Source organism: Micromonospora sp. NPDC004540, assembly GCF_040610095.1.
In the GTDB taxonomy this organism is placed as follows: Bacteria; Actinomycetota; Actinomycetes; order Mycobacteriales; family Micromonosporaceae; genus Micromonospora.
Genome location: NZ_JBEXLR010000026.1, coordinates 1 through 17077, shown reverse-complemented (window position 1 = coordinate 17077; position 17077 = coordinate 1). Strand labels below are relative to the sequence as shown.

General features: G+C 74.6%; 11 protein-coding genes. 7 read left to right on the top strand and 4 right to left on the bottom strand.

Annotation, left to right across the window (positions count from 1 at the left end; translation table 11 throughout):
• The first annotated feature begins 7 nt into the window (after positions 1-7).
• Positions 8-1195 (top strand): NAD(P)/FAD-dependent oxidoreductase, encoded by a 1188-nt coding sequence (locus ABZV78_RS11875; protein WP_355637810.1) that lies wholly within the window; start codon positions 8-10, stop codon positions 1193-1195.
• Between the two features lie 8 nt (positions 1196-1203).
• Here the strand turns inward: ABZV78_RS11875 and ABZV78_RS11870 are convergent, their stop codons facing one another.
• Positions 1204-2049: a GNAT family N-acetyltransferase gene (locus ABZV78_RS11870; protein WP_355637808.1), complete on the bottom strand. Its 846-nt coding sequence runs from the start codon at positions 2047-2049 to the stop codon at positions 1204-1206.
• Between the two features lie 146 nt (positions 2050-2195).
• Between ABZV78_RS11870 and gltB the strand changes: the two genes are divergently transcribed.
• From gltB to ABZV78_RS11850, 4 genes are all read left to right on the top strand, one after another.
• Positions 2196-6890, top strand: a complete 4695-nt coding sequence (gene gltB, locus ABZV78_RS11865; protein WP_355637806.1) for a glutamate synthase large subunit — start codon at positions 2196-2198, stop codon at positions 6888-6890.
• Positions 6883-8391 carry a glutamate synthase subunit beta gene (locus tag ABZV78_RS11860; protein WP_355637804.1) on the top strand — a complete coding sequence of 503 codons (1509 nt, stop codon included), beginning with the start codon at positions 6883-6885 and terminating at the stop codon, positions 8389-8391. Before gltB ends, ABZV78_RS11860 begins: the two co-directional genes overlap by 8 nt.
• 211 nt (positions 8392-8602) lie before the next feature.
• Positions 8603-10261: an MFS transporter gene (locus ABZV78_RS11855; protein WP_355637802.1), complete on the top strand. Its 1659-nt coding sequence runs from the start codon at positions 8603-8605 to the stop codon at positions 10259-10261.
• A gap of 92 nt (positions 10262-10353) precedes the next feature.
• Positions 10354-10866 (top strand): hypothetical protein, encoded by a 513-nt coding sequence (locus ABZV78_RS11850; protein WP_355637800.1) that lies wholly within the window; start codon positions 10354-10356, stop codon positions 10864-10866.
• A gap of 49 nt (positions 10867-10915) precedes the next feature.
• Here ABZV78_RS11850 and ABZV78_RS11845 read toward each other — a convergent pair whose 3' ends face one another.
• Complete coding sequence (locus ABZV78_RS11845; protein WP_355637798.1) at positions 10916-12451, bottom strand: M1 family metallopeptidase; 1536 nt, start codon at positions 12449-12451, stop codon at positions 10916-10918.
• A gap of 200 nt (positions 12452-12651) precedes the next feature.
• Between ABZV78_RS11845 and ABZV78_RS11840 the strand changes: the two genes are divergently transcribed.
• A complete protein-coding gene (locus ABZV78_RS11840; RefSeq protein ID WP_355637796.1) occupies positions 12652-13437 on the top strand; it encodes an SGNH/GDSL hydrolase family protein in 786 nt (261 codons plus the stop codon).
• Positions 13438-13520: 83 nt separating this feature from the next.
• Here ABZV78_RS11840 and ABZV78_RS11835 read toward each other — a convergent pair whose 3' ends face one another.
• Positions 13521-14981, bottom strand: a complete 1461-nt coding sequence (locus ABZV78_RS11835; protein ID WP_355637794.1) for an MFS transporter — start codon at positions 14979-14981, stop codon at positions 13521-13523.
• Positions 14982-15266: 285 nt separating this feature from the next.
• On the opposite strand from ABZV78_RS11835, the gene ABZV78_RS11830 reads away from it, so the two are divergent.
• Positions 15267-15848 (top strand): TetR/AcrR family transcriptional regulator, encoded by a 582-nt coding sequence (locus ABZV78_RS11830; RefSeq protein ID WP_355637792.1) that lies wholly within the window; start codon positions 15267-15269, stop codon positions 15846-15848.
• Between the two features lie 128 nt (positions 15849-15976).
• Here ABZV78_RS11830 and ABZV78_RS11825 read toward each other — a convergent pair.
• A partial coding sequence (locus ABZV78_RS11825) for an alkaline phosphatase PhoX (protein ID WP_355637790.1) occupies positions 15977-17077 on the bottom strand: 1101 nt, incomplete at its 5' end.

Sequence of the window (17077 nt, the reverse complement as noted above, 5' to 3'; positions counted from 1 at the left end):
GGGAGTCATGCGGAGCGCGGTGGTGGTCGGCGCCGGCCTCGGCGGGTTGGCGGTGGCCGGCGCGCTGGCCCGGTCCGGCTGGCGGGTCACCCTCCTCGAACGGGCCGACCGGGTCCGTCCGGAGACGACCGCCGTGGTGCTCTGGCCCAACGGGGTACGCGCGCTGCGCGCCCTCGGCCTCGGCGCCGGGCTGGACGCGATCGCCACCCCGCTGCCCGACGGCGGGGTACGCCGCCCCGACGGGCACTGGCTGGTGCAGCCCCGCCCCGCCCCGGCCGAGCGGATGCCGGTGGTGGTGCACCGGGAGGACCTGCACGACGCGCTGATCGCCGGGCTGGGCGACCAGGTGGAGCTGCGCACCGGGGTGACCGTGCGGACGGTGCGGGCGGCGCCCGGCGAGCGTCCCGCGGTCGGCGACGGCCGGCACACCGTCGAGGCCGACCTGGTGGTCGCGGCCGACGGCACCGACAGCGAGATCCGCCGGCAGCTCGCCCCGGAGACGGCCGTGGTCAGCTCCGGCTGCGCCGCCTGGCGGGCCGTCATCCCCTGGTACCGGGCCCCGCAGTTCCCCGACGACCAGCCGGTGTACGGCGAGACGCTGGGCGCCGGCTACCGCTTCGTGGCCGCCTCGCTCGGCAACCGGGGCGCCGGCGGCGCCTCCCGCCGGGGCGGCATCTACTGGGTGGCCACGGCCGCCGGGGCACCCCGCCCCGAGCCGCCGGAGACCCAGCTCGCCCTGCTCAAGCGCTGGTACGCGGGCTGGCCCGCCCCGATCGGCACGCTGCTCGACGCGACCGACCCGGCCGCTCTGGTGCAGCAGGAGATCCGGGAGCTGCGCCCGCTGCCCCGGGCGTACGGCTTCCCGGCCGGGCCGGGCGGGGTGGTGCTGCTCGGCGACGCCGCGCACGCCATGCCGCCGCACCTCGGGCAGGGCGCCTGCCTCGCCTTCGAGGACGCGGCCACCCTGTCGGCGCTGCTGCGGGAGTCCCGGCTCCCCGACGCCGTGGCCGCCTACGACCGGCTGCGCCGGCCCCGCGCGGCGACCATGGTGCGGCAGACCCGCCGGATGTCTGCCGTCCTGCAGACCCGGGGCCGGCTGGCGTTGCGTGCCCGCGACGCCGCGCTGGGCACGATCAGCCCGCGGCTGCGCAACACGGCCGCGGCGGCCGCCGCCTCCTGGCAGCCACCGGCCTGACCCACGGGTCAGCCGATCACGGCGGTGGGTTCGGCGATGCAGGCGGTCCCCACCCGGCGGAAGCCGACCCGCAGGTAGACCCGGGCGATCTCCTCGCTGCCGGCGGAGAGGAAGATCAGGTCGGTGCCGGCGGCGCGCAGCCGGTGGGCGAGGGTGGCGGTCACCGCCGCGCCGAGGCCGCGCCGGCGGGCGGCCGGCAGGGTGGCCACCCCGGCGATCTCCGCCACGTCGTCGACCCGCATGGCCATGCCGCTGGCCAGCGCACCCTCGCCGGGGTTCTCGGCGAGCGCCGAGATGCGCCGGCCGTCGGCGATGCGGACCGCCTCCTCCTCCAGCGCGACCACGTCCAGCCGGGAGACCGCGGCGTCCCGCTCGGCCGGGCCGGCCTCGCCGCGCGCGGTGCCGCCGTGTGAGAAGCCGACCGCGGCGACGGCGCGGCGCAGCGCCACGTCCGCCGCGAAGCCGGGGTCGGCGGGGTCGAGGACCCGCACCGGCACGTCGCTGAGCGTCGCCGGGTCGGGCAGGCGCTCCGGCTCGAGCACCATGAGCGGCGCCTCCAGCACGCTCAGCCCGGCCGAGCGGGCCACCGCCAGCAGGTCCGGGGTGAGCTCGTGCACCCACTCGAACGCCTCCGGCAGGCCCAGCTCGCGCTGCCGGGCCCGCACGGCCGTCACGTCGGCCAGCGAGGGCGGCTCGGTGGCGTCCAGCCGGGGGCGGGCGTAGAACGGCCAACCGGCCCCGTCCCGGACGAACAGCACGAGGGCGCCGTGTTCCTCCGTCCGGGCCCCGTCCCGGGGCACCGCGTCGTAGAAACGCTCCAACCGGTCGAGCACGTCAGCGCGTACGACATCCACCGCGCGAGACTACACGTCCCAGATTCTGGAAGTGTGATCAATCTGAACTGGCCTTGCGCCGGAAGCCCTAACGTAGACTCAATAAAACCCCCGAGGGCCGACGTCGTCCCCACCATGTTCCAACCTGAGTGACGACAGGAGGCCCGGTGGCCTTTCCGTACCCTCACAGCCCCCAGCCGGCCCCGCGGACGACGGGGCTCTACGACCCCGCGCACGAGCACGACGCCTGCGGTGTGGCCTTCGTGGCCGACCTGCACGGGCGCCGCTCGCACGAGGTCGTGGCGAACGGCCTCGGGGCGCTCTGCCGGCTGGACCACCGGGGCGCCCGGGGCGCGGAGCACAACACCGGTGACGGCGCGGGGATCATGATCCAGGTGCCGGACGCGTTCCTGCGTGCGGTCGTCGACTTCCCGCTGCCGCCCGTCGGCGAGTACGCCACCGGCCTGGTCTTCCTGCCCGACGACGACGCGGCCGAGGCCCGGGCCCGCCGGGTGGTGGAGAAGTACGCGCTGGTCGAGGGGGCCGACATCCTCGGCTGGCGGGAGGTGCCCACCGACCCGTCCGGCCTCGGCGAGACCGCCCTCGCGGCGATGCCCCGGGTCCGGCAGCTCTTCCTGGCCGCGCACCGGCTCACCGATGCGCCCGCCGGGCCGGCCGGCTCCCCGCTGACCGGGCTCGACCTGGACCGGGTGGCGTTCTGCCTGCGCAAGCAGGTCGAGCGGGAGAGCGCCGAGCGTGGCGTGCCGGCCTACTTCCCGTCGCTGTCCGGGCGGACCATGGTCTGGAAGGGCATGCTCACCCCGGACCAGCTCCCGGCGTTCTACCCGGAGTTGACCGACGAGCGGGTCGTCAGCGCGATCGCGCTGGTGCACTCCCGGTTCTCCACCAACACCTTCCCGTCCTGGCCGCTGGCCCACCCGTACCGGTTCATCGCGCACAACGGCGAGATCAACACGATCCGCGGCAACCGCAACTGGATGCAGGCCCGCGAGGCGCTGCTGCGCAGCCCGAACCTGCCCGGCAACATCCGCCGGGTCTTCCCGGTCTGCACGCCGGCCGCCTCCGACTCGGCGAACTTCGACGAGGTCCTCGAACTGCTGCACCTGGCCGGGCGGAGCCTGCCGCACGCGGTGCTCATGATGATCCCGGAGGCCTGGGAGAACGACCCGGAGATGCGCGCCGACAAGCGCGCGTTCTACCGCTTCCACGCCAGCCTCATGGAGCCGTGGGACGGCCCCGCCTCGGTCGCCTTCACCGACGGCGAGATCGTCGGCGCGGTGCTGGACCGCAACGGGCTGCGCCCGGGCCGCTGGTGGCGGACCGCCGACGGCCTGGTGGTGCTGGGCAGCGAGGCGGGCGTGCTCGACCTCGACCCGGCCACCGTGGTCGCCAAGGGCCGGCTCCAGCCCGGCAGGATGTTCCTTGTCGACACGGTCAACGGCCGGATCGTCCAGGACGACGAGATCAAGGCCGAGCTGGCCGCCGCCCGGCCGTACGGGGAGTGGCTGCACGCCGGCCTCATCGAGCTGGACGACCTGCCCCCGCGCGAGCACATCGTCTACACCCACGACTCGGTACGCCGCCGGCAGCAGACCTTCGGCTACACCGAGGAGGAGCTGAAGATCCTGCTCGCCCCGATGGCCCGCAGCGGCGCGGAGCCGATCGGCTCGATGGGCACGGACACCCCGATCGCCCCGCTCTCCACCCGGCCGCGGCTGCTCTACGACTACTTCCACCAGCTCTTCGCCCAGGTCACCAACCCCCCGCTGGACGCCATCCGCGAGGAGCTCGTGACCAGCCTGGCGTCCACCATCGGACCCGAGGGCAACCTGCTCGACCCGGGCCCGGCGAGCTGCCGGCAGATCGTGCTGCCCTACCCGGTGATCGACAACGACGAGCTGGCCAAGATCCTCTCCATCGACGAGGACGGCGACCTGCCCGGCTTCAAGGCGGTCCGGGTCTCCGGGCTCTACCGGATCCGCGACGGCGGCGCCGGCATCAAGGCCCGGCTCACCGAGATCTGCCGGCACGTCTCCGAGGCGATCGAGGACGGCGTGCGCATCCTGGTGCTCTCCGACCGGGACTCCAACGCCGACCTGGCCCCGATCCCGTCGCTGCTGCTCACCGCCGCGGTGCACCAGCACCTGGTGCGGGAGCAGACCCGGACCCAGGTGGCGCTGATCGTCGAGTCCGGCGACTGCCGCGAGGTGCACCACGCGGCCGTGCTGATCGGCTACGGCGCGGCGGCGGTCAACCCGTACCTGGCCTTCGAGTCGGTCGAGGACATGATCTCCACGGGCGCGCTGGCCGGCGTGGACGCGGGCAAGGCGGTCCGCAACTACGTCAAGGCGCTCGGCAAGGGCGTCCTGAAGATCATGTCGAAGATGGGCATCTCGACGGTCTCGTCGTACTGCGGCGCGCAGGTCTTCGAGGCGGTCGGCCTGGACACCCGGCTGGTCCAGCGCTACTTCCGGGGCACCCCGAGCACGATCAGCGGCATCGGGCTGGCCGAGATCCACGCCGAGGTGGCCGCCCGGCACGCGCTGGCCTGGCCGGCGCCGGGCGCCCGGGCGACCGACCGGCTGGAGGTCGGCGGCGAGTACCAGTGGCGCCGCGAGGGCGAACTGCACCTGTTCAACCCGGAGACGGTCTTCCTGCTCCAGCACGCCACCCGCAGCCGCCAGTACGACGTCTTCCGGCAGTACACCGCCAAGGTCGACGAGCTGGCCGCGCGGGCCGGCTCGCTGCGTGGGCTGTTCACCCTGCGCACCGGGGTGCGGCCGCCGGTGCCGCTCGACGAGGTGGAGCCGGCGAGCGAGATCGTCAAGCGGTTCGCCACCGGCGCCATGTCGTACGGGTCGATCTCGGCGGAGGCGCACGAGACCCTGGCCATCGCCATGAACCGCCTCGGCGGCAAGTCGAACACCGGCGAGGGCGGCGAGGACGTCGATCGGCTGCACGACCCGCGGCGCCGCTCGGCGGTCAAGCAGATCGCCAGCGGCCGGTTCGGTGTGACCAGCGAGTACCTGGTGAACGCCGACGACCTCCAGATCAAGATGGCCCAGGGCGCGAAGCCCGGCGAGGGCGGCCAGCTGCCCGGCAACAAGGTCTGGCCGTGGATCGCCCGGACCCGGCACGCCACCCCGGGCGTCGGCCTGATCTCCCCGCCGCCGCACCACGACATCTACTCGATCGAGGACCTGGCCCAGCTCGTCCACGACCTGAAGTGCGTCAACCCGGCCGCCCGGGTGCACGTCAAGCTGGTCAGCGAGGTCGGGGTCGGCACCGTGGCGGCCGGCGTGGCCAAGCTGAAGGCCGACGTCATCCTGATCTCCGGCCACGACGGCGGCACCGGCGCCTCGCCGCTCAACTCGCTCAAGCACGCCGGCACCCCCTGGGAGCTGGGCCTGGCCGAGGCGCAGCAGACGCTGCTGCTCAACAAGCTCCGCGACCGGGTCACCGTGCAGGTCGACGGCCAGCTCAAGACCGGCCGGGACGTGCTGGTCGCGGCGCTGCTCGGCGCCGAGGAGTTCGGCTTCGCCACCGCCCCGCTGATCGTCGAGGGCTGCGTGATGATGCGGGTCTGCCACCTGGACACCTGCCCGGTCGGCATCGCCACCCAGAACCCGGTGCTGCGCGAGCGCTTCACCGGCAAGCCGGAGTTCGTGGAGAACTTCTTCCTCTTCCTGGCCGAGGAGGTCCGCGGCTATCTGGCCGAGCTGGGCTTCCGCAGCGTCGAGGAGGCGATCGGGCACACCGAGCTGCTCGACGTCACCGAGGCGATCGACCACTGGAAGGGTCACGGCCTCGACCTGAGCCGGGTGCTGCACCTGCCCGAGCTGCCCGCGGGCGCGGCCCGCCGCGGGATCCGGGCCCAGGACCACGGCCTCGAGCTGGCGCTGGACAACCAGCTCGTCGCCCTGGCCGAGCCGGCGCTGCGCGACGGCAGCCCCGTGCGGGTCGAGGTGGCCGTGCGCAACGAGCACCGCAGCGTGGGCGCGATGCTGGGCGGCGAGGTGACCCGCCGCTTCGGCGGCGCCGGCCTGCCCGACGACACCGTCGAGTTCCTGCTGCGCGGCACCGCCGGCCAGTCGTTCGGCGCGTTCCTGCCGCGCGGGGTCACCCTGCGCCTGCACGGCGACGCCAACGACTACGTCGGCAAGGGCCTCTCCGGCGGGCGGCTCGTCGTCCGCCCGGACGCGGCCGCGCCGTTCGCCGGCGCGGACGCCGACCCGGGCCGCCGCGCCGAGGACCAGATCATCGCCGGCAACACGATCCTCTACGGCGCCACCGGCGGCGAGGTCTTCCTGCGTGGCCGGGTCGGCGAGCGGTTCGCGGTACGCAACTCCGGCGCGGTGGCCGTCGTCGAGGGCGTCGGCGACCACGGCTGCGAGTACATGACCGGCGGCACGGTGGTGGTGCTCGGGCCGACCGGGCGCAACTTCGCGGCCGGGATGTCCGGCGGCACCGCGTTCGTGCACCGGCTGGACCGCCGCCTGGTCAACGCCGAGCTGGTCGACCTGTCGCCGCTGCGCGAGGAGGAGCGGGAGCGGCTGCACGAGCTGGTCCAGCGGCACTTCGCCGAGACCGACTCGGCGGTCGCCGAGGAGCTGCTCAAGCGCTGGCCGGAGGCGGTGGAGGAGTTCACCGCCGTGGTGCCCCGGGACTACCGCCGGGTGCTGGAGATCATGCGGGCCGCCGAAGCCGCCGGCCACGACGTCGACGACGCGGTGATGAGCGCACTGGCGGCGACGGCCGCCGCAGCAGCTCCGCAGGCGGCCTCCGCCGCGTCCATGCCGCCCGCCCCGCGGGCGGTCGCCCAGGAGGTGGCTCGTGCCTGACCCGAACGGTTTCCTGCGCTACGACCGGCGGCTGCCCGCCCGCCGCCCGGTCCCGGTGCGGATCATGGACTGGCGGGAGGTCTACCCGCCGGCCGGCGAGGAGCTGACCCGCGAGCAGGCCACCCGCTGCATGGACTGCGGCATCCCTTTCTGTCACGACGGCTGCCCGCTCGGCAACCGGATCCCGGACTGGAACGACCTGGTCCGCACCGGCGGCTGGGACGCCGCGGTGGAGTCGCTCCACGCCACCAACAACTTCCCCGAGTTCACCGGCCGGCTCTGTCCGGCGCCCTGCGAGGCGGCCTGCGTGCTCGGCCTGGGCGGCCAGCAGCCGGTCACCATCAAGCAGGTCGAGGTGGAGATCGCCGACGCCGCGGCGGCCCGGGGCGGGTTGCGCCCGCAGCCGGCGCCGGCGCCGACCGGGCGGTCCGTCGCCGTGGTCGGCTCCGGCCCCGCCGGGCTCGCCGCCGCGCAGCAGCTCGCCCGCGCCGGTCACGCCGTCACCGTGTACGAGCGGGACGACGCGCTCGGTGGGCTGCTCCGCTACGGCATCCCCGACTTCAAGCTGGAGAAGCGGCACGTCGACCGGCGGCTGGCGCAGCTCGCCGCCGAGGGGGTGCGCTTCCGCACCGGGGTGGATGTCGGCGTCGACGTCACCGCCGAGCAACTGCGGGCCGAGCACGACGCCGTGCTGCTCGCCTGCGGCGCGCTCCAGGGCCGGGACACGCCGGAGACGCCGGGGCGGGCGCTGCGCGGCGTACACCAGGCCATGGCGCACCTGGTGGCCGCGAACCGGGTGGTCGCGGCGGCGGGTGAGGGCCAGCCCGCCCTCGCCACGCTCCCGGACGGCACGCCGATCGACGCGGCCGGCAAGCACGTGGTGATCATCGGTGGTGGCGACACGGCCGCCGACTGCCTCGGCGTCGCCCACCGCCAGGGCGCGGCCGGCGTGCACCAGCTCGACCTCTACCCGGAGCCCCCGGCCGACCGGGACGCCGCCCGCGACCCGTGGCCCACCTGGCCATGGGTGCTGCGCAGCTATCCGGCGCACGAGGAGGGCGGCGATCGGGTCTTTGCCGTGGCGGTGCAGGAGTTCGTCGACGACGGCACCGGCCAGGTCCGGGCGGTCCGGATCGCCGAGGTGACCGTCGAGAAGGTCGACGGCCGGCGGATCGTCACGGCGCTGCCGGGCTCGGAGCGGGAGATCCCGGCCGACCTGGTGCTGCTCGCCATCGGCTTCGAGGGCACCGAGGACCAGCCGCTGCTGGCCCAGCTCGGGGTGACCCGCAACGGCCGGGGCGCCGTCGACGCCCGCCCCGACTGGCAGACCGGCGCCGACGGCGTGTTCGTGGCCGGGGACATGCACCGGGGCGCCTCGCTGATCGTCTGGGCGATCGCCGAGGGCCGGGCCGCCGCCGCGGCCATCCACGCGTACCTGGGCGGGGTCGGCACGCTGCCCGCGCCGGTCGACCCGGCGCGCCAGCCGCTCGCCGCCCGCTGACCCGGCACAGCACCGACACCCCGGTCCCCGGCGGACCGGGGTGTCGTGCGTCCGGGCCCGGTTCGTGCCCGGCCGTCCCGCGCGCCCGACCTCCGTCGTGAACCCTCTCACCAACTGTCGTCGGGAGGTTTACCGGCCGCCAGACTTGTCCGCTGGCCGGACCCGCGGGGGTCCGGCTTCGTCGTGTCACCGTCTGGACGGGGAAACACTCATGGCCCTCGGCGCCACGTTCGCCGCGCTGCGCCACCGCAACTACCGGATCTGGGCCGCGGCCGGGTTCGTGTCGGTCATCGGCACCTGGATGCAGGTGCTCGGCGTCAACTGGTACGTGCTGGCGGAAACCGGATCGGCCACCTCGATGGGGTTCACCGTCCTGCTCCAGGCGCTGCCCACCCTGGTGCTGAGCGTCTGGGGCGGCGCGCTGGCCGACCGGGTGCCCGCCAAGCCGCTGCTGATCGGCGCCCAGGCCGCGCACGCGCTGCTCGCCGCCGGGCTGGCCGTGGTCGCCGTCACGGGCACCGGCGGCCTCCCGGCGATCTACGCGATCTCGCTGGCCACCGGGGCGGTGTCGGCGATCGAGGGGCCGGTGATGGGCCGCTGGGCCTCCACCCTGGTGGACCGGGAGAGCCTCGGCAACGCCCTCGCGCTCGGCTCGCTCACCAACTCCGCCGGGCGGATCCTCGGCATGAGCCTCGGCGCCGTCGTGGTCGCTGCCGTCGGCCCCGCCCTGCTCTTCGCCGTGAACGCCGCCAGCTTCGTCGCGGTCGTCGTGGCCCTGTTCGCCGTACGCGAGGGGGAGCGGCACGCCGGTGCGGCGGCGTCGGCCGACGCGGCCCCGGCCGACGGCGGCATCCGGGCCGGCTTCCGCTACCTGCTGGGCCAGCCGGTCGTGCTGGTGGCCCTGGCGCTCTCCTTCGTGCTCGGCAGCCTGGGCCGCAACTACCAGGTCACCATGGCCGCGATGAGCGACGGGCCGCTGCACGGCGGCGCGTCCGGCTACGGCTTCCTCTCCACCGTCTTCGCCGTCGGCACGGTGCTCGGCGCCCTGTTCGCGGCGCGCCGCGCGGACCTCGGCTACGCGGTGCTCGTCGGGGCCGGCCTGCTGGCCAGCGGGCTGCAGATTGTCGCCGGACTGGCCCCGGGCACGCTGAGCTTCGCCGCGGTGATCCTGCCGGTGGCGGCCGCGGCGGTGGTCATCGACACCACTGTCGGCGCCCGGGCCCAGCTCGACACCGACTACGCCATGCGCGGCCGGGTGCTGGCCGCCCTGGCGGTCACCGGCTCGGTGTCGGCGGCCGTGGGCGCGCCGCTGCTCGGCTGGCTCGCCGAGCACGCCGGCCCCCGGCAGACCCTGGTGCTGGCCGGCGTGGTCACGGCGGTGGCTACCGCGGCGGCCGGGGTGACCCTGGACCGGCTCCGCGAGCGGCGGCTGCGCCACCGGCTCACCCTGGTGCTGGCCGGGCCCGCCGCCCGCCCGGTCCGCCGGGTCGCCGTCACCGCCGCCCGGGTCGTCCGCCCGGCCGGTGCGGGGCTCGTCGCGGCGACCGCCACCGCCGCCCGGGTGGTCCGCCCGGCCGGTGCGGTCGTCGCCAATTCCGCCCCCGGGGTCGTTCGTCCGGCCGGTGTGGGGCTGGTCGCGGCAACCGCCGTGGCACTGCCCCGGCCGGCCGTGCTGGCCGGCGGCTCCCCGGTGGCGCTGCCCGGCGCCGCGACCGGCGCGCGTCCCGGTGCCGGCCGGCTCCGGTCCAGCCGGGCCGCCCGCGCCGTCCAGGACTGCGCGGCCTGTGCGCCCCGCCGGGGCCGGCGCCGCTCCCGGTGGACCAGCCTGCGCTCGCCGTTCGCGCACCGCGACGGCTGCCCGGCCGCCTGAGCCGGCGCCGCCCGGCCCCCGGTGAGCGAGGTCATGCCGCCGCCGGGCCGGGCGGGGCCCGGCGGCGCGAAGATCGTCACTACGCTGCCGGTATGGACGTCGAGGTACGCCTGCGGCGAATCCGCCGGTGGCTCTGGGTCGTGGTGGTGGGTCTGTTCCTCAGCGGGGTGACCGCGTTCCCGCTGGAGCTGGAGGTGCGCTGGCTGCTCCGGGCGCTGGACCCGCTCGCCGGCCAGTTCCCGGCGCTGGTGGCCTGGATCGAGCGGGTCCACACCGGACTGGTCGAGACCGGCGAGCGCTACCCGTTCATGCTCTACGGCACCGACTGGCTCGCCTTCGCGCACCTGGTGCTCGCGGTGGCGTTCTGGGGGCCGCTGCGTGACCCGGTGCGCAACGTCTGGGTGGTGCAGCTCGGCATGATCGCCTGCGCCGGGATCGTGCCGCTCGCGCTGATCTGCGGGCCGGTGCGCGACATCCCCTGGTTCTGGACGCTGGTCGACCTCTCCTTCGCGGTCGGCGCGTTCCCGCCGCTCTGGTTCGCCTACCGGCACATCCGGGCGATCGAGGCGGCCGCCCCGGCGGCCGCCACGCCCGTGCCGGCCTGACCGGCCGGGGCCTGCCCGCGGTGGCGCAGCGGGCCCCGGCCGGCGCCGGTCAGCGCTCCAGCAGCTCGTGCGCGGCCCGGATCGTCGCCCACGACCTCGGTCGCACCGGGGCGAGCGCGAGGCGTGCCGCGGTGGCCGGCTCCGGCCGCCCGGCGGTGAACAGCCAGGTGGTGAAGACGGCGTCGAGGTCGCGGCCGGAGATCCGCTCGGCGAGCGCCTGGAACCGGGCGATGGTGCCGTTGCCGTAGCGGTGCTCGGCGGTCCAGGCCGGCAGGATCCGGAGGAACGCCTCGTCGCCGACGGCCAGCCGGAGCTGGTGCAGCGCCATCGCGCCCCGGTCGTAGACCGCGTCGGCGAAGATGTCGCCGGCCCCCGGGTCACCGGGGAGGACCTGCCAGAACTCCGAGTCGGCCGGGTAGCTGGCGTAGGTGAAGTCGAACAGCTCCTGGGCGGTGCCCTCGCCCTGCTCCTCCGACCAGAGCCACTCGGCGTAGGAGGCGAAGCCCTCGTTCAGCCAGATGTCGCGCCAGTCGGCCACCGAGACCGAGTCGCCGAACCACTGGTGGGCGTTCTCGTGCACCACGACGTACGCGTTGGAACCGCGTCGCCAGAAGCTGGGGCCGTAGACCGGGCGGCTCTGCGTCTCGAGGGCGAAGCCGATGCCGTCGACGGGGCCGGCGACGCCGCCCTGCGCCTCGAACGGGTACGGCCCGAACAGGCCGCTCGCCCAGTCGACCACCTCGGCGCTGCGCTCGATGCTGGCCCGGGCGGCCGGCCCGCGCTCGCCCAGCGTGGTGCTGTACGCGTTCACCACCGGCTGCCCGTTCGGCGCGGTGTCGGTGACGATGTCGTACTGCCCGATGGCCAGGAACGCCTGGTAGGTGGCGCCCGGCTTGACGCTGCGCCAGCTCCACCGGGTGCGGTTGCCGGCCTCGGGCAGCGGGTCGCGCGGCTGCACGCCGTTGCTGACCACCTCGACGCCGGTCGGCACCGAGACGGAGACGTCCCAGGTGGCCTTGTCGGTGGGGTGGTCGTTGCTCGGGAACCACCACCAGGCCGACTCGGGCTCGTTGACGGCGAGGGCGCCGTCGGCCACCCGGGTCCAGCCCGTGTAGCCCTGGACCAGCGTCTCGGACGGGATGCCGGCGTATCTCACCACGACGGTGAGCTGCTGTCCCTTGAGGATCGGCCGGGGCGGGGTGACCGCCAGTTCGTGGACGCCCTCCCGGGCGAAGCCGGCCGACCAGCCGTTGACCCGGACCGACTCGACGCCGAGGAGGAAGTCGAGGTTGAACCGGGACAGGTCCTGGGTGGCGGTGGCCAGGATCGTCGTGGTGCCGCTGACCCGGTCGGTGGCCGGCTCGTAGCGCAGCCGGATGTCGTAGTGGCCGACGTCGTAGCCGCCGTTGCCGTAGTCGGGGAAGTAGCTGTCGCCCAGCCCGGGGCTGCCCGGGGTCGGGGTGGCCGCCGCGGGCTTCGGCCGGCCCCAGCCCGGTAGGGCGGCCTGGCCGGGGGTGCCGGTCACGACGGTGCCGGCGGTGGTGACGGTCAGGGCGGCGATGGCCGCCGTGAGAGCGCGTCGCACGGGGTGGACTCCCTCCATCGGGGTGTACGCACCGCCAACCTAATCGACGGTTGTGAACGCGCCTGCCTCCGAACGCGACCGAGCGCTATTCAATTTATGCCGATGTTTCGATAGTATTACCGACTAGTAACAAGGCACCGACCCCTGGCCACGCGCGCGGTCTACGGGCTCCACCACCCCTGTCCCGTGGAGGTCCTGTCATGTCCCGTCGCGTCCGCACCGCCCTGGCCGCACTGCTCGCGGCCGTCCTCGGCGCCGTGCTCGTCCCCGGCGTCGCCAAGGCGGCCACCGTCAACTACGTCGCCCTCGGCGACTCCTACTCCTCCGGCGTCGGGGCCGGCCCGTACGACCTCTCGACCTGCCTGCGCAGCCAGAAGTCGTACGCCCCGCTCTGGGCCGCCGCGCACGCGGTCACCAGCTTCAGGTTCCCGGCCTGCGGCGGCGCGGTCACCGCCGACGTCATCGGCAGCCAGGTGAACTCGCTGAGCACCGGCACCACCCTGGTCACCGTCACCATCGGTGGCAACGACGCCGGCTTCGCCGACGTCATCACGAGCTGCCGGTTCGGCAGCACCTCGACCTGCGAGAGCGCCGTCAACGACGCCCGGGCCTTCGCCACCGCCACCCTGCCCGGCCGGCTCGACAACACCTACGCCGCCATCCGGAACCGGGCGCCCAACGCCCGGCTGGTGGTGCTGGGCTACCCGCGGCTGTTCGAGACGAACTACTTCGGGCTGCTGGCCATGAGCACCTACAAGCGGACCATCCTCAACCAGGCCGCCGACCTGCTCGCCACGGTGATCGCCGACCGGGCCCGGGCCGCCGGGGCCACCTTCGTCGACACCCGGCAGTTCTTCGCCGGCCACGGCGTCTGTGCCGCCGACCCGTGGATCAACGACGTCAGCGGGCTCATCGAGGCGTACCACCCGGACGCCGACGGCTACCGCTACGGCTACCTGGCCGCGCTGACGTCCGCCATCGGCTGACCCGACGCGACGGCGGCCGGCGGTCCGCGATGGACCGCCGGCCGCCCGCCGGCCCGGGACGGTTCGTCCCGGGCTCCGGCCGATCAGCGCGCCGGCACGAGTTCGCCGGTCAGCTCCGGCCCGGTGCTCCGCACCGGCGGCTCGGCGTGCCGTCCGCGCGCCGCCCGGCGGCCGGACGGAACGGCCAGGGCGGCCAGCGCGGCGGCCACCGAGATGCCGGTGAGCAGCAGGAAGCCCATGGTGAAGCCGGCCTCCCGGGGCAGCCCGCTCGCCTGCGGGTGGGCGGTGATCACGCTGCTGGCCACCGCGGCGCCGATCGCGCCGCCGATGGTGCGGATGTTGGCGTTCATGCCGGTCGCCACGCCGGTCTGCCGGGCCGGCACGCTGGCCACGATGAGGTTGGCCATCGAGGCGAAGGCCAGCCCGATGCCGAGCCCCACCAGGGCGCCGGCCACGCCGATCTCCCAGCGGGTGTCGTGCGCGACGGTCAGCATCGCCGCGGCGAGCACGTTGAACACGGCGCCCGTGGCCAGCTGCGCCTTGGTGCTGAACCGGGCCGACAGTCGGCCGGCGACGAGGCCGGCCACGAACATGCCGACCAGCATGGGCAGCATGAGCAGCCCGGCCTGGGTGACGCTCGCGCCGAAGCCGTAGCCGGCGCTGGTCGGGATCTGCACGAACTGCGGCAGGAAGGCGTAGACGGAGAACATCGAGGCGCCGTAGAGCAGGGCGACCAGGTTGGTCGTCCAGACCGCGGGCAGGCGCATCATCCGCATGTCGATGAGCGGGCTCGCCGAGCGGGTCTCGGCCACCAGCCAGCCGGCCAGGAGCACGCCGGCGAGCGCCAGCAGGCCGATCACCCGGCCGGACGTCCAGCCCCAGGCGGCGCCCTTGCTGACCGGCAGCAGCAGGGCCACCAGCCAGCCGGAGAGGAGCAGGGTGGCCGCCCAGCTGACCCGGCCCGGGGTGCGCACCGGCGACTCCGGCACGAACCGGTGCGCCGCGAGCGCGGTGAGGCCGACGACGACCATCGGGATCCAGAACAGCCAGCGGTAGCCCAGGGTGGCGACGATCGGCCCGGCCAGCACGACGCCGAGGCCGCCGCCGGCGGCGACGATCGCCGAGATCGCCGCGACGGCCGAGCTCACCCGGGCCGCGGGGAACTCGTCGCGGATGATGCCGAAGGAGAGCGGGAAGACCGCGCCACCGATGCCCTGGACGATCCGGGCGACGACGAGCATGCCGATGTTGGGCGCGACGGCCGCCAGCAGGCAGCCCAGCGCGAGCGCGGCGAGGGAGACGACCAGGGTCCGCTCCTTGCCGACCATGTCACCGACCCGGCCGAGGACCGGGGTGAAGATCGACGCGGACAGCAGGTAGGCGGTCAGCACCCAGGTCACGGTGTTCTGCGAGGTGTGCAGGTCGTGCTGGATGGTGGGCAGCACCGGGGTGATCAGCGACTGGAGCATCGCGAAGAAGCCGGCGCCGGCCGCGAGGACGAGGAAGGTCAACCGGCGCGAGTCGCGCCGGACGGTGTCGATCACGGAAATGGCTCCCGTTCGCATGACGTGGGAAAGGTGTTCCGGGGGCCGCTCGCGCGGATCAGCGACGGTGGCGGCCTCGGCGGGCTGAGGTGTCTCAGCGGGTTGCGGGCATGGTGGGACCTCCCGGGTCCGATGTCTGGTTCGCCGACCGCGGTGGGTGGGATCGGCGGGGAAAGCCGGAGTAAGCTATCCGGAGGCAAGGCTCCGGTCAGTTCCGGAGGGGTGCCTCCACTAACGTAGCGGAGGGGTGCCTCCGTTTGCAAGGGGAGAGGGGTGACGCCCGTCATGGCCAGCGCTGACCAGCTGGGCGAGGTCTTCGCCCGGCGCCCGAAGCGGGCCGATGCCCGGCGCAACTACGACGCGCTGATCGCCGCCGCCCAGGAGGTGTTCGGCGAGTGTGGCGCCGGCGCGTCCCTGGAGGAGATCGCCCGGCGGGCCGGCGTGGGCATCGGCACGCTCTACCGGAACTTCCCGAAGCGGCGGGACCTGTTCGAGGCGGTCTACGTCGAGGAGGTGCGGGCGCTCAGCGCCTCCGCCGCCGACCTGGCGGACCGTCCCCCGTGGGACGCCCTGGTCGCCTGGCTGCACCGGTTCGTCGCCTACGTCGGCACCAAGCGGGCCCTCGCCGAGGAGTTGGTGCACGACTCCGAGGTGTTCCGCAGCTGCCGCACCGAGATCTACGCCGCGGGCGAGCCGCTGCTGCGCCGCGCCCAGCAGGCCGGGGCGGCTCGGCCGGACGCCACCTTCGACGACGTGGTGCGGCTGGTCAGCGGCATCATGGCGTACCAGTTCTTCGAGCCGGCCCAGCGCGACCGGGTCCTGACCATCGCCCTGGACGGCCTGCGCCACCCCGCCACGCCCCGCTGACGCCCGCGGCCGGCGGCGTTCACCTGGATCGGCCGGGTGGCCGACGGCGGCCCGGATCCGGGCGGCCGCCCCCGCTGACGGCGTGACGGCCGGCGACCCCCGTGGCGCCGCCGGCCGTCACCGTCGACTCAGGACGCGTCGACATCCGCGTTGCTCGGCCGACCCCACGGGCCGGTGATCGCGAAGACGTAGCCCGGCGACTGGATGTTGGCGAACAGGATCTTCCCGTCCGCGCTGAACGTCGGGCCGGTGAACTCGCTGTCGTTGAGCTCGTTGCGGGCCAGCGGGTACGCCTTGCCCTGCTCGGTCACGCCGACCAGGTGCGACACGCCCTCGCCGTCCTCGGCCAGGATCACGCCGCCGTACGGCGAGACGGTGATGTTGTCCGGGCCGTCGTAGTTGCCCTTGTCCGCGTCCGGGTCGGGGTTGACGCCGAAGATGGTCTTCAGCGTCACCGTCTCGGTGCGCGGGTCGTAGAACCAGACCTGGCCGTCGTGCTCGTTGACGCTGCCGTCGTCGTGCCGGGCGAAGCTCGCCACGAAGTACGCGCCGCCGTCGGCCCACCAGGCGCCCTCCAGCTTGCGGCTGCGGGTCACCTCGTCGTCGGTGAACTGCTTGCGCACGGAGACCGTCTTCGCGTCCCGGTCCGGCACGTCCACCCACTCCACCTTGTAGCGGGTGCCCGGGGTGGTGGCCTCGGAGAGGTCGGCCACGTGCTGGCTGCCGCGGAAGCAGCTCATCGCCTGGAGGCTGCCGGCGGTGTCGCCGTCCGGGCGCTGGGCGAGCGCGCGCAGGGCGCCCTTGCCGGCCCGGAAGCCGGCCGGCGGGGTCCAGCGGAAGTAGAGGCCGTTCGGGCCGCCCGCGTCCTCGGTCAGGTAGATCGCGTGGGTGTACGGGTCCACCGCCACCGCCTCGTGCGAGTAGCGGCCGAGGAACTTGAGCGCCACCGGGTTCTGGTTGGCGGCCCGGTCGTGCGGGTCCACCTCGAAGACGTACCCGTGGTCCTTCAGGTACTGCCCGCCGGCCTTCTGCTCGGTCTCCTCGCAGGTCAGCCAGGTGCCCCACGGAGTGATGCCGCCGGCGCAGTTGTTGTGCGTGCCGGCCACGCTGACGTACTCGCGCAGCCGCCGGCCCTGCTGGTCCACCTCGATGGTGGTGGTGCCGCCCCGGGCACCCGGGTCGTAGGTCAGGCCGGCCAGCGCCGGCACCGGGAACGGCTCGCTGCCGCC

Excerpts from the sequence above, each read along its gene's own strand:
- ABZV78_RS11875 (WP_355637810.1), top strand. The coding sequence starts at position 8 with ATGCGGAGCGCGGTGGTGGTCGGCGCCGGCCTCGGCGGGTTGGCGGTG.
- ABZV78_RS11840 (WP_355637796.1), top strand. The coding sequence starts at position 12,652 with ATGTCCCGTCGCGTCCGCACCGCCCTGGCCGCACTGCTCGCGGCCGTC.
- ABZV78_RS11850 (WP_355637800.1), top strand. The coding sequence starts at position 10,354 with ATGGACGTCGAGGTACGCCTGCGGCGAATCCGCCGGTGGCTCTGGGTC.
- ABZV78_RS11830 (WP_355637792.1), top strand. The coding sequence starts at position 15,267 with ATGGCCAGCGCTGACCAGCTGGGCGAGGTCTTCGCCCGGCGCCCGAAG.
- ABZV78_RS11855 (WP_355637802.1), top strand. The coding sequence starts at position 8,603 with ATGGCCCTCGGCGCCACGTTCGCCGCGCTGCGCCACCGCAACTACCGG.